This window comes from Pseudomonas turukhanskensis (genome assembly GCF_027922365.1).
Classification (GTDB): domain Bacteria; phylum Pseudomonadota; class Gammaproteobacteria; order Pseudomonadales; family Pseudomonadaceae; genus Aquipseudomonas; species Aquipseudomonas turukhanskensis.
The window spans coordinates 301189-313875 of the sequence record NZ_BSFN01000002.1 but is presented as its reverse complement, the minus strand read 5'-3'; the positions used below and the strand labels follow the sequence as shown (position 1 = coordinate 313875).

Here is a 12687-nt window from a genome sequence, read left to right as displayed (position 1 = left end):
GAACAGGAGCCCCGTGATGCAAAAGATCGGTCCTTGCCTGTGGTTCGATACCCAGGCAGAAGAAGCGGCGCAGTTCTATGTGTCGGTGTTTCGCAATTCGCGAATCATTGAAACCAACTACTTTCTCGAAGGCGCGCCCAAGCCAGCCGGCTCGGTGATGACGGTGCGTTTCAGCCTCGACGGTGAAGAGTTTCTGGCCTTGAACGGCGGGCCGGAGTTTCAGTTCTCGCCGGCCGTTTCATTTGTCGCCCATTGTGCCGACCAGTTCGAAGTCGACCGCCTCTGGGCCGCGCTGAGCGAGGGCGGCCAGGAGGTGCAATGCGGCTGGCTGACCGACAAATACGGAGTGAGCTGGCAGGTGGTGCCCACCGCGCTCTACGACATGCTCAACAGCGCCGACAAAGCCGCCGCGCAACGGGTGTTCACCGCGCTGCTGGGCATGATCAAGCTGGATGTGGCGACCCTGCGCAAAGCCTACGCCAGCAGCTAGGCTTCAGCGCGTATATGCCCGCTGGCCAATCAGACGGGTCTTGTTGAGCTCAGGCGGGTACAATGCTCGCCCCCTTCTTTACGGCCCTCGTCATGACAGACCCCATTCGCCTTTCCAAACGCCTGATCGAAGTGATCGGCTGCTCGCGCCGCGAGGCCGAGTTGTATATCGAGGGCGGCTGGGTGACGGTCGATGGCGAAGTGGTCGATGAACCGCAATTCAAAGTGACCGAACAGACAGTGGCGCTGCTGCCCGACGCGGTGCTGACCGCTCCGGAGCCAGTGACCATTTTGTTCCACCAGTTGCCCGAGCTGACCGTCGACGCGGCGCATACGCTTATCAGCCCTGCCACATTGTCGCCCGAGCACCGCTTTGGCACCCGCCCGCTCAAGGGCCACTTCCTGCGCCTTACCAGCGCCGCGCCGTTGCAGCACAACGCCGCCGGTTTGCTGGTATTTACCCAGGACTGGAAAATTCTGCGCAAGCTCACCGACGACCTGGCCAAGCTGGAACAGGAATACGTGGTGGAAGTGACTGGCGACATCATCGAACACGGCCTCAGTCGCCTGAACCAGGGCCGCACTATCAAGGGCAAGGTTCTGCCACCGGTGAAAGCCAGCTGGCAAAACGAAACGCGCCTGCGCATCGTCTTGAAAAACCCGACGCCAGGCCTGCTCGCCGCACTGTGCGCCAGCGTCGGGCTCACGCCGGTCAGCATCAAGCGCATCCGCATCGGCGGCGTTTCCATGGGCAAGCTGCCCGCCGGCCAATGGCGCTACCTGGCCAAAACCGAAAAATTCTAGGGCCCAGGCCTCTCCCCTATTCAGGACCGCATCATGATCAACAACGACGTACTGCGCAGCGTGCGCTACATGCTCGACCTCAGCGACCCCAAGGTGGTACAGGTTATCCAACTGTCCGGCCTGGAAGTCGACCTGGACACCGTGCGCGCCTACCTGAAAAAGGATGAGGAAGAGGGCTACCTGGAATGTGACGACGAGGTGCTCGCGCACTTTCTCGACGGCCTGATCGTTCACCTGCGCGGCAAAGACGACAGCCGCCCGGCGCAGCCCATCGAGCTGCCAGTGACCAATAACATGGTGTTGAAAAAGCTGCGGGTGGCCTTTGAACTGAAAGAAGACGATTTGCACGAGATACTGCAGAGCGTGGATTTCCCGGTGAGCAAGCCCGAGCTCAGCGCCCTGTTTCGCAAGTTTGGCCACAGCAACTACCGCACGTGCGGCGATCAGTTGCTGCGCAACTTTCTCAAGGGTTTGACCCAGCGCGTGCGCGGTTAATAAGCAAAAACCTGCGTCATCGCCGCGCAGGCGGGCATCCAGAATTGTGAGGCTGGCTCCTATCTCGCCGACTTAAAAGCCTGGATTCCCGTCTTCACGGGAATGACGGTGGAGGGCATGCATTTGCGCATGGCCCTGCATTCTCAGCGGCAATAGTTCCTGCGTAATCACGCCTCGGGTATTAGGGTGTTGGCACAACAACCCTGACAAGAGCACGCCCCCATGCACCCTTACTTTTCCCTGCAAGGCCGCACCGCACTGGTAACCGGCGGCACCCGAGGCATCGGCAAGATGATCGCCAAAGCCTTCGTTGAAGCCGGTGCCCGCGTTTATGTCTGTGCCCGTGACGGCGAAGCCTGTGCCGCTACCGCCGCCGAACTGTCGGCGTTTGGTGAATGCCACGGCATCGCGGCCAACCTGGCGCACGAGGAAGGCGTGGTGGCCCTGGCCGAGCAACTGAACGGGCAGATCGACAAGCTCGATATTCTGGTCAACAACGCCGGCACCACCTGGGGCGCGCCGCTGGAAACCTACCCGGTGAAAGGCTTTGAAAAAGTCATGCAGTTGAACGTGACCTCGGTTTTCCTGTGCATCCAGAAATTGCTACCGCTGCTGCGCAAGGCTGGCAACAGCGAGAGCCCGGCACGGGTGATCAATATCGGCTCGGTAGCCGGTATCACCTCCTACGGTGAAGAAGCCTATGCCTATGGCCCGAGCAAGGCCGCCTTGCACCATCTGTCACGCTCGCTGGCACGCGACCTGGTTGGTCAGCACATCAACGTCAATGTTATTGCGCCGGGCCGCTTCCCGAGCAAGATGACCAGCCATATCGCCAACGATGAACAAGCGCTGGCCGAAGACACCGCGATCATTCCGATGAAGCGTTGGGGCCGTGAAGAAGAGATGGGGGCGTTGGCGATTGCACTGGCGAGCACGGCCGGGGCTTACATGACCGGCACCGTGATACCCATCGATGGCGGCTTCGCCATGTAGACCGTAACGATCTTCCGGTCGTCGGCCATACGGCGTTGAAACCGCGTTGTCTGGCCAGCCCGAAAGAGCGTGCTTGGAGGGCGCCGAATTCGGTAATAGTTCAACCGCATATGTTGTAAACGTCCGAGTGGCGACAGGTATCATGGCCCGGTTTTCCAGCCGGGCTTTTTTATGTCTTATTCGGTCTCCCCCATCGGTTTTGTGCGCTCCTGCTTCAAGGAGAAATTCGCCATTCCCCGTCAGCCGCAACTGGCACCGGCTGCCCGTGGGGTACTGGAACTGCTGCCGCCATTCGATCAGGGCGAGGCCGTGCAAGGGCTGGAGCAAGTCAGCCACGTGTGGCTGCTGTTTCTCTTTCACCAGGCCCTGGAAGACAAACCCCGCCTGAAAGTGCGTCCGCCACGCCTGGGCGGCAACCAATCAATGGGGGTCTTCGCCACCCGCGCCACCCACCGCCCCAACGGCATTGGGCAATCGGTGGTGAAGCTGGAGAAAGTCGAGGCCGGCAAGTTGTGGCTCTCGGGCATCGACCTGCTCGACGGCACGCCGGTGCTGGATATCAAACCCTATGTGCCCTACGCCGACGCGGTGAGCGGCGCGTTCAATCGCATGGCCGATGGCGCGCCGCAACTGATTGGAGTGGCTTGGAGTGACGCCGCGTTGGCCCAGGCGATGGACCATGGGCAGCGGCTGGAGCAGCCGCTACGGGAACTGGTCGAACAATGCCTGGCCCAGGACCCGCGCCCGGCGTATCAACAGCCCGAGCCGAGCCGCGTATACGGCACACAGTTGTGGGATGTGCAGGTGCGCTGGCATTACCCGACGCCGGCGCAGATCTGTGTGCTTGAGGTGGTTCCTGCCTGATCGGCGTTTCCAGCGATCATTTCGAAGGCACAAAAAAGCCCGCCATCTAGGCGGGCTTTTCAATTGCGTTCGGCTTACTTCTCTACGAACGCACGTTCGATGAGGTAATCACCCGGTTCGCCCATGCGCGCCGAAATTTTCAGACCGAAGCTGTCCAGCACTTCGCTGGTTTCATCGAGCATGCTCGGGCTGCCGCAGATCATCGCGCGGTCGTCCTGCGGGTTGATTGGTGGCAGGCCGATGTCGGTGAACAGCTTGCCGCTGCGCATCAGGTCGGTGAGACGACCCATGTTCTCGAACGGCTCACGGGTTACGGTTGGGTAGTAGATCAGCTTCTCTTTCAGCGCTTCGCCGAAGAATTCGTTCTTCGGCAGATGCTCGGTGATGAACTCGCGGTAGGCGACTTCGTTCACGTAACGTACGCCGTGAATCAGAATGACCTTTTCGAAACGCTCGTAGGTTTCCGGGTCCTGAATCACGCTCATGAACGGCGCCAGGCCCGTGCCGGTGCTCAGCAGGTACAAGTGCTTGCCGGGCAGCAGGTCATCCAGCACCAGGGTGCCAGTGGGCTTGCGGCTAACCATCAGCTCGTCGCCCACTTTCAGGTGCTGCAGTTGGGAAGTCAGCGGACCATCCGGAACCTTGATGCTGAAGAACTCCAGGTGCTCTTCATAGTTCGGGCTGGCAATCGAGTAAGCTCGCATCAGCGGGCGACCGTTTTCCTGTTGCAGGCCGATCATCACAAACTGGCCATTCTCAAAACGCAGGCCTGGGTTACGGGTGGTTTTGAAACTGAACAGCGTGTCGTTCCAGTGATGGACGCTGAGCACACGCTCGGAGTTCAAGTTGCTCATGCTGCTTCCTCGGTAATCGCACACACCCGACCGACGGGTGTTATTGCGCGGCATTTTAAGGGCGACAACAATATCTGTTAAGTGGATTATTAAGATATAGGTTATCGGTTATATAGATATGCGTTTCACACTCCGCCAACTTCAGGTTTTTGTCGCCGTCGCCCAGCAGGAAAGCGTCTCGCGGGCGGCTGAGTCCTTGGCGCTGTCGCAGTCAGCTGCCAGCACCGCAGTGACCGAGCTAGAGCGGCAATCGGCCTGCCAGCTGTTCGACCGGGCCGGCAAACGCTTGTCCCTCAACGCCCTCGGCCATCAACTATTGCCGCAAGCCGTTGCCCTGCTCGACCAGGCCAAGGAAATTGAACGCATGCTCGGCGGTCAGGGCGGTTTCAGCTCCCTGTCGGTAGGCGCCACGTTAACGGTGGGCAACTACCTGGCGACCCTGCTGATCGGCAGCTTTATGCAGCAGCACCCAGAATGCCGGGTGAAGCTCCACGTGCAAAACACGGCTCATGTTGTACAGCAGGTAGCCCATTACGAGATTGATCTGGGCCTGATTGAAGGCGATTGCCAGCACCCGGATATCGAAGTACAGCCCTGGGTGGAAGATGAACTGGTGGTGTTTTGCGCGCCGCAGCATCCGCTGGCCACCAATGGCAGCGCGACACTATTGGAGCTGACTCAGGAAGCCTGGATTTTGCGCGAACAAGGTTCCGGCACGCGTCTGACCTTCGACCAGGCCATGCGCCATCACCCAACGGCGCTAAATATCCGTCTGGAGCTGGAGCATACCGAAGCGATCAAACGCGCGGTGGAATCGGGGTTGGGCATTGGCTGCATTTCGCGCCTGGCCCTGCGTGACGCGTTTCGCCGCGGCAGTCTGGTGCCGGTGGAAACGCCGGAGCTGGACCTCACTCGGCAGTTCTACTTCATCTGGCACAAGCAGAAATACCAGACCAGCGCCATGCGCGAATTTCTCGAACAATGCCGCAAGCTGACGGCCGGGGTGCGGCGCAGCGACGAGATTGTGCTTCCGTCTATCGCTTGAGCAGCGTCGAGGCTGAAGCCTCGATGCGTGTGATTTTTATCAGCCCAGCAGTATGACCAGCCAAACGCTACCAATCAGACTCAACGCCACAAACTGCGCCGCACTGCCCATGTCCTTGGCGTTTTTGGAGAGCGGGTGCAGCTCCAGCGAAATGCGGTCGATTGCCGCTTCTACCGCCGAGTTAAGCAATTCAACGATCAGTGCAACCAGGCACACGCCAATCATCAGCGCCCGCTCGCCACGGCTGACGTCGAACCAGAAAGCCAGCGGAATCAGTACCACATTGAGTAGCACCAACTGACGGAACGCCGCCTCGCCGGTAAACGCGGCGCGCAGGCCGTCGAAGGAATAGCCGGTGGCGTTAAGAACACGTTTAAAGCCGGTCTGGCCTTTGAATGGCGACATAGGAAATACAACCAAAATTCATGAGGGCCGCAGGCTACGCCAAACGCGGTCAAAAATGCGTGAAAAACCAACGACCTGCCGGTGCTTAACCGGCGGGAATGGATTCCAGATGTTGCAACAGCAACGCCGCCTGAGTGCGGGTGCGCACCCCCAGCTTGCGGAAGATGGCGGTGACATGGGCCTTGATGGTGGCTTCGGACACGTTCAATTCATAGGCGATCTGTTTGTTCAGCAAACCGTCGCACACCATGGTCAGCACGCGAAATTGCTGTGGCGTCAGGCTGGCCAGCCCGGCACTCACGGCTTTCGCCTCGGCCGAAATAGCGGCGCCCTCTTCGGCTTGCGGCGGCCACCAGACATCGCCGTCGAGCACATCGCGCACCGCTTGCTGAATGGTTTCCAACGGGCTCGATTTGGGGATAAAGCCACTGGCGCCGAACTCGCGGGCGCGGGCAACCACCGCCGCTTCCTCCTGAGCCGACACCATCACCACCGGCACCTGCGGGTACTGACCACGCACCATCACCAGCCCAGAAAATCCGTAAGCTCCAGGCATATTCAAGTCCAGCAACACCAGATCCCAATCCGACTTCTCCCCCAGCCGCGCTTCCAGCTCGGCAATGCTTGCCGCTTCCACCAGACGCACCTGCGGGCCCAAGCCCAGGGTCAGGGCCTGATGCAGCGCACTGCGAAACAGGGGGTGGTCATCGGCAATCAGGATTTCGTAGTCGGCCATGGGCTGCTCTTGTTGGAGGGGGCGCTTGTTGGGGTACGAAAGCGGCCACGCAATAGATCCGCAGCGCAGCGGCGGCGCTCAGCATGCCCAGCCAGAATGGGGTGGTCAAGCCTTTAGCTTTGCGGCACAGTTTGCGGCTTTTCCTGCCGAGACCGACCATGCGAAACCAAGCCCTGCGCGCCGACCTGTTAATGCTGATTACCGCGCTGATCTGGGGCAGTGCCTTTGTGGCCCAGCGCATGGGCATGGACTCCATCGGCCCCTACCTGTATTCCGGCCTGCGCTTTGCCCTCGGCACCCTGGTGCTGCTGCCGGTGGTGTACGTTCTCAGCCGCGGCAACAAACAACCGTTCAACCGCGGCCTGTTTATTGGCGGCGCGCTGATGGGCGTGGTACTGGCCTTGGGCATCAATCTGCAGCAAGTGGGCCTGCTGTTTACCAGCGTGACCAACGCAGGCTTTATCACAGGGCTGTACGTGATCGTGGTGCCCTTGGTAGGGATTTTTCTCGGCCACAAGACTGGCATCGGCACCTGGTTGGGCGCCGTACTCGCGGTGGTCGGCATGTTCCTGCTGAGCGTTGGTGATGGCTTTCACGTGGCTTCCGGCGACTGGCTGCAACTGGCCGGGGCGTTTGTCTGGGGCAGCCACGTGTTGCTGGTGGGCTATTTCGCCGGCCGCTACGACCCGATTCGCCTGGCCGCCATTCAATTCGCCGTGTGCGCACTGATCAGCCTGGGCCTGGCTGTGTCGCTGGAAGATATACAGGTTGCCGGTATCATCACCGCCGGCCCGTCGATCATTTATGGCGGCCTGATCTCCGTGGGCATCGCCTATACCCTGCAGGTAATTGCGCAGAAGCACGCCATTGCCTCGCACGCGGCGATCATCTTTTCCCTGGAAGCGGTATTTGCGGCGGTGGCCGGCGCGCTGTTTCTCGATGAGTCGTTGCACCTGCGCGGTTACATCGGCTGTGCGCTGATGTTTGTCGGCATGCTGGTGGCGCAGTTGTGGCCACGCAAGGCGGCGGAAGAAGTAGCTGAGGCGAAGGTGGCGTAGTGTCTTCTTTATATAGAAGGTTGCTGGCCATTTTTCGCTAACGCTGCAATCCAGCCCCCTCACCCCACCCCTCTCCCCGGTGGGGCGAGGGAGCTTAATGGCGTATTGGGTCATTCCCCTCTCCAGGGGGAGAGGGTTAGGGTGAGGGCGTAATGCTCGCCATCACTCGGTAACTGAACCCTTCCCTCAAAGAAACTCAGCCATCCGCTGATGCACTTCATCCTCAGGATCCACCGGGCGCTGAAACTTGGCGCCCAGGTAGTGCGCGGTAAATACATCCAGATAGGCATCCAGCGCTGAGGCAGCGCGTGGCTCGCCGGCCAACTCCAGGCACAAGGCGGCTACTTCCGACGTACACAGGTGGTCATCGCGCTTGGAGCGGCGCAGGCGATAACGCGACAGCTGCTCGGGCTGCAGGCTAAGCACCGGGAATTTATCCAGGTACGGGCTCTTGCGGAACATCTTGCGCGCTTCGGTCCAGGTGGCGTCCAGCAGAATAAAAAGCGGGCGCTTGCCCTCCTCCACCTGCACCTCGGTAACCACGCGCTCAGGCGCGACAAACTCGCCGGGGAATACCAGGTATGGCTGCCACTGCGGGTCATTGAGCAGCGCCGGAATTTCCGGCTCAACCGAGGTGCGAAACCAGCGGTAGGCGAAGGTGTCGGTTACGAGGTCTGCAATCAGCCAGCCCGTGTTGGTGGGCTTCAAGGCTTCCACATCGTGCATCAGCAAAAACATGCCGGCGTTGGTGGGCACTTTGGGACGCAATGCGCACAAGCAGTATTCGGGAATCACCCGGCAGCCTTCACAGCGCGGCGCCCGCGAGCCACGGGCGGTAAACGGCTTGGAGCTCATTTCCAGGCGCTCGGCACGCAGCCGCGAAACGGCGTGGCTCATAACGTGCGGCCCGGCAAGGAGAAACGGCTGATCATCGACTGCATCCGACCATCGAAAAAGAAAGCCGGCGAGTCTAGCAGAGGCGCGGGGGGAAACCGCAGAGCGGGTCGACCAGCGACCCGCCACGCTGTGCAGGTTTAGAAGGCCTGGTTGAACGCCAGGCCGATAAAGTGGATACGGGTTTCGTACTCACCTTTGAAGTTGCCGCCGTTACCGGTGCAACGCACCTGACTGTCCGCGTACAGGCTGCCGCCGCCCGGTGCCCAACCGGCAGGCGAGCAACCGTCCTTGTAATCCATCTTGCCGCTGGCGAACTGCACGTAGCTGTAGGCCAGGTCGATGGAGGTGTCCTTGTCCAGCTTGTAGTTGGCACCGAACGACAGCCAGTAACGGTCGGCATCCGGGAATGCCGGGTGGCGCTGATCGCTGCCGTTGACCGGCGATTTGTCATAGGCCACACCGGTACGCAGCATCAGGTCTTTATCCCATTGGTAGTTCATACCCAGGGAGATCTTGTAGGTGTTCTTCCATTTCTGGTTAACGGTCGCATCGCCTTCGGTAACGCCGTTGAAATAGGGATAGCCGGCGACCTGATCAACCTGGATGCCCACCTCGTCCAGACGGTTGTGACGGGTCCAGGTGACATCACCCATCAGCGCGACTTTGTCGTTTAGCTGGTGAAAAGCGTTGATCGAGAACGACTCGGGCGTGTCGATACTGGTCTTGGCGGTCGAATTGGGGTGCAGGTTGGTAGCGGCGAAGTTGCCTGGATTGATCCAGTTGCTGGGGTCCAGCACCTGAGCCAACTCGTCACGCGGTGGCAAAGTAATAATCCCAAGGTCGATGCCGCCACTGAGATCCGTGGTCGGCGACGGCACAGTGCCGTTGACGTCGGCGAAACTCCATTTGGTCTCGCCTTCCAGGGTATGGCTGATTTTCGAGCGGTAAGCCACGCCAAAGCGCGTGCTTTCTGTCGGTTCCCACATATAGCCGATGTTCCAGCCAAAGCCCCAGTCGTCGCCCTTGACGCGGAAGTAGCCATCGCCGCTGACGTTGTCGGAGAAGTTTTTCGCCACGCAATCGACAAAGCCGTCACCGGTCTGGCCATTACAACTGCTGATCTCCTCCGGCACGGTCAGTCCGTACACAATCGGAATCGCCGCCTGCCCGAGTCCCGAAGCGGCCAGTTCGGTCAGATCCTGGTTCGCTTCGACAAACTGCCCGGCCAACTGCCGCGAAGCGCCTTTCACGTCGGCTGCGCCGCGCTGAATCGACTTGATGTACTGGGCCGAAATCCCGAAACCAATGCTGTGGTGCTCGTTAAAACGGTACGCGATGCTTGGGTTTATATTCACCGTTTCCAGGCTGGCCGACTGAATGCCGTAACGGCCGCTCCAGTTTTCCTTGTAATCGAGCTTGGCGCCGTAGGGCACGAAAATGCCCAGGCCCACTGTCACGTGGTCGTTAATCTGGCTGGAAAAGTAAAAGTCCGGCGCGGCTGCCGCATCGGGCAGGAACGAACCAGCGCCGGTACCGCCGGAGGGGTTGCCAAAGGCATCGGTGCTGCCGGTGTCCTTGAAGCTGCCCTTGGGGATAACCACAGTAATGCCGTTGGTAACTTGCGTACCCGGTAAACGCGCAAGGCCGGCGGGGTTATAGAAAATGGTCGAGGGGTCGACTGCCTCTGCGCCGTTGGCGTGGGCAGTGCCCTGGGCGGCCACCGACTGCGATCCAAAGTGATACCCCGAAGCGTGAGCTCCGGGCGTCCATACCAGCATCACGCTTGCGCCGACCAATGCGGTCTGCCAGCAAGACGGGCGAGTTCTTATCATTATTCTCGACTCCTGCACGCTCGATATAAGCCGCTGTACGTACCCGATTAGGCAATCGGAACACCTGAAACAGCGGCGGTAAAACCGACTCTTGAATGAAACGGTATGCGACCTGTGACCGGCCCTCCTGTTCGATGATCCCCAATCCTTCGTACTGCCTACGGTCCTATCCGGCCTTCGGGCAGGTAACACCCGAACGGTAAAAAATTTGGCCGGATTGCACCTGGCAAAACCACAACCTCCCCCGAGGCGCGTGGTTGTTGGCCTGAAGCGACTGCCACGGCTGTAATAAAACCGTTACCGATTCACACCAACCCGTACAATTTTGTATGACCAAATAATTCAAAAAGATTCGAATTCTTTTCCATTGGCACGGAACTGGGCGTTTTTGCGGAGTTTGCTGCTGACTGAGCGGCGTTTGCCGCAATTGCCTAATAATGAGGTTGAGCGATTCGAAGGCCGAGCGCCTCTGAACTTGATCTGCACCCATGGGTTGGTCAGGATGCAGCGCGTGGCCACGTACGGCCGAGTAATAGGTGCGGCATAACGAACCTAGCCCCGGTGCCAGGGTCCAACCCGCTTTAAAGACAAGCCGCTTTACGGATATGGAGACTTACATGCTGCGCTTCACGGCCCTGGCCCTCTGCTTTGCCCTTCCCGCCGCCCACGCAGCCTCGCTGCAGGATTTCGAGCTGAACAAACTGCTCAATCAGGTGGCCACGCAAAGCAGCGCCGGCACCCCCCGCGCGATCAACGAAGACATCCTCGACCAGGGCTACACCGTCGAAGGCAATGTGTTGATCAACCACCTGAGCGTACAGCCGGCCCACGCCGCCCAGATGCGCGGCAACCCGGACGCGGTGCGCAACCAGCTGGGTGCCAGCGTTTGCCAGAACAGTGGTTTTCGCCAACTGCTCGCCCGTGGCGCCGTGTTGCGCTACCAGTTCAGCGAGTACAAAACCAACAAGTACATCGCCGCGGAAAACTTCAATAAAACTGACTGCTCGATCAAATAAGCTTTACTGAAGCAGGGGTGTGCGGCCGAACGCGGGCTGGCACACCCGACGATCCAGGGTTCATCAACAAGGAGCAGTTCCATGCCTTTCGAACCGGACGATTACCTGAACCGCCACGTTCAAACCAGTGGCACCGACCTCGCGGCCAAGGTCGACGAACTTCTCGCCCTCGCCACACAAGACACCAGCCTCAACCTGCCGCTCTATCGCGACATGCTGTCCACCGTGATTCGCATGGCCCAGGCCGATCGCAATCGCTGGGACGCGAAAATCATGCTGCAAACGCTGCGCGAGATGGAGCATGCCTTCAGCGTACTGGAGCAGTTCAAGCGCCGACGCAAGGTCACCGTCTTCGGTTCCGCGCGCACGCCGGTCAACCACCCCATCTACCAATTGGCCAAAGAACTTGGCGCCGTGTTGGCGCGTAATGAACTCATGGCCATTACCGGCGCCGGCGGCGGCATCATGGCCGCGGCCCATGAAGGAGCCGGGTTGGAACACAGCCTGGGGCTGAACATCGCCCTGCCCTTCGAGCAAAGTGCCAACGCCACCCTGCAAGGCAGCGCGAATCTGCTGTCATTCAAATTCTTCTTCCTGCGCAAACTGTTCTTCGTCAAAGAAGCCGACGCCCTGGTGCTCTGCCCCGGCGGCTTCGGCACGCTGGATGAAGCGCTGGAAGTGCTCACCCTGATCCAGACCGGCAAAAGCCCGCTGGTACCGGTGGTATTGCTGGATGAGCCCGACGGCAGTTTTTGGCTGGATGCGCTGTCATTTATCCACAAACAGCTGGAAGGCAACGGCTACATTCTGCCCAGCGATATGAAGCTGCTGACATTGGCCCACGGAGCTGAAGAGGCGGTGGAACAGATCACCCGTTTCTACGGCAACTACCACTCCGGCCGCTGGTTGAAAGAGCGGTTTGTGGTGCGCTTGCATCATGCGCTGAGCAGCGAAGCCTTGGCGCAATTGCCCGAGCTGTTTGCCGACCTGTGCAAAAGCGGTGGCTTCGTACAGCAGGCAGGTGCGTTTGAAAGCGAAGGGGATGAGCCCGAGCTGGCTCACTTGAGCCGCTTGGCGTTTGCCTTTCGAGGGCGGGAATATGGGCGGCTGCGGGAGTTGTATGACTTTCTTAATACGCCAGAGAACTGGGCAGCCCCATCGTCTCCGTAGGAGCGGCTTCAGCCGCGATTGGCCGAGCC

General features: G+C 59.8%; 14 protein-coding genes. 9 read left to right on the top strand and 5 right to left on the bottom strand.

Going from position 1 to position 12687, the window contains the following annotated elements:
* Positions 1–16 precede the first annotated feature (16 nt).
* The 5 genes from PKE98_RS05250 (at position 17) to tsaA (ending at position 3645) form a co-directional block, all read left to right on the top strand.
* Positions 17–490 carry a VOC family protein gene (locus tag PKE98_RS05250; protein ID WP_271194216.1) on the top strand — a complete coding sequence of 158 codons (474 nt, stop codon included), beginning with the start codon at positions 17–19 and terminating at the stop codon, positions 488–490.
* Positions 491–582: 92 nt separating this feature from the next.
* Positions 583–1293: an rRNA pseudouridine synthase gene (locus PKE98_RS05245; RefSeq protein WP_271194215.1), complete on the top strand. Its 711-nt coding sequence runs from the start codon at positions 583–585 to the stop codon at positions 1291–1293.
* A 33-nt stretch (positions 1294–1326) separates the two neighbouring features.
* On the top strand, positions 1327–1788 hold the full coding sequence (locus PKE98_RS05240; protein ID WP_271194214.1) for a YehS family protein: 462 nt from the start codon (positions 1327–1329) through the stop codon (positions 1786–1788).
* A 222-nt stretch (positions 1789–2010) separates the two neighbouring features.
* Complete coding sequence (locus PKE98_RS05235; protein WP_271194213.1) at positions 2011–2781, top strand: SDR family oxidoreductase; 771 nt, start codon at positions 2011–2013, stop codon at positions 2779–2781.
* A gap of 171 nt (positions 2782–2952) precedes the next feature.
* A complete protein-coding gene (gene tsaA, locus PKE98_RS05230) occupies positions 2953–3645 on the top strand; it encodes a tRNA (N6-threonylcarbamoyladenosine(37)-N6)-methyltransferase TrmO (protein WP_271194212.1) in 693 nt (230 codons plus the stop codon).
* Positions 3646–3719: 74 nt separating this feature from the next.
* Here tsaA and fpr read toward each other — a convergent pair whose 3' ends face one another.
* Entirely contained in the window at positions 3720–4499 is a 780-nt protein-coding gene (gene fpr / locus PKE98_RS05225) for a ferredoxin-NADP reductase (protein ID WP_271194211.1), read from the bottom strand.
* 118 nt (positions 4500–4617) lie between these two features.
* On the opposite strand from fpr, the gene PKE98_RS05220 reads away from it, so the two are divergent.
* A complete protein-coding gene (locus tag PKE98_RS05220; protein ID WP_271194210.1) occupies positions 4618–5544 on the top strand; it encodes a LysR family transcriptional regulator in 927 nt (308 codons plus the stop codon).
* 39 nt (positions 5545–5583) lie between these two features.
* On the opposite strand, the gene PKE98_RS05215 is transcribed toward PKE98_RS05220, so the two are convergent.
* Together PKE98_RS05215 and erdR are read right to left on the bottom strand one after the other, a co-directional pair.
* A complete protein-coding gene (locus PKE98_RS05215) occupies positions 5584–5949 on the bottom strand; it encodes a diacylglycerol kinase (RefSeq protein WP_122494046.1) in 366 nt (121 codons plus the stop codon).
* An 85-nt stretch (positions 5950–6034) separates the two neighbouring features.
* A complete protein-coding gene (gene erdR, locus PKE98_RS05210; RefSeq protein WP_271194209.1) occupies positions 6035–6685 on the bottom strand; it encodes a response regulator transcription factor ErdR in 651 nt (216 codons plus the stop codon).
* A gap of 158 nt (positions 6686–6843) precedes the next feature.
* On the opposite strand from erdR, the gene PKE98_RS05205 reads away from it, so the two are divergent.
* Positions 6844–7743, top strand: a complete 900-nt coding sequence (locus PKE98_RS05205) for a DMT family transporter (RefSeq protein WP_271194208.1) — start codon at positions 6844–6846, stop codon at positions 7741–7743.
* Positions 7744–7929: 186 nt separating this feature from the next.
* Here PKE98_RS05205 and PKE98_RS05200 read toward each other — a convergent pair whose 3' ends face one another.
* The gene (locus PKE98_RS05200) at positions 7930–8640 is read right to left on the bottom strand and encodes a tRNA-uridine aminocarboxypropyltransferase (RefSeq protein WP_271194207.1); all 711 of its coding nucleotides are present in this window, start codon (positions 8638–8640) and stop codon (positions 7930–7932) included.
* Positions 8641–8777: 137 nt separating this feature from the next.
* Positions 8778–10472, bottom strand: coding sequence for an OmpP1/FadL family transporter (locus tag PKE98_RS05195; RefSeq protein WP_271194206.1), 1695 nt, complete (start codon positions 10470–10472; stop codon positions 8778–8780).
* A 617-nt stretch (positions 10473–11089) separates the two neighbouring features.
* Here PKE98_RS05195 and PKE98_RS05190 point away from each other — a divergent pair.
* Together PKE98_RS05190 and PKE98_RS05185 are read left to right on the top strand one after the other, a co-directional pair.
* Positions 11090–11488 carry a quorum-sensing-regulated virulence factor family protein gene (locus PKE98_RS05190; protein ID WP_271194205.1) on the top strand — a complete coding sequence of 133 codons (399 nt, stop codon included), beginning with the start codon at positions 11090–11092 and terminating at the stop codon, positions 11486–11488.
* 81 nt (positions 11489–11569) lie between these two features.
* On the top strand, positions 11570–12658 hold the full coding sequence (locus PKE98_RS05185) for an LOG family protein (RefSeq protein ID WP_271194204.1): 1089 nt from the start codon (positions 11570–11572) through the stop codon (positions 12656–12658).
* The last annotated feature ends 29 nt before the right edge of the window (positions 12659–12687 follow it).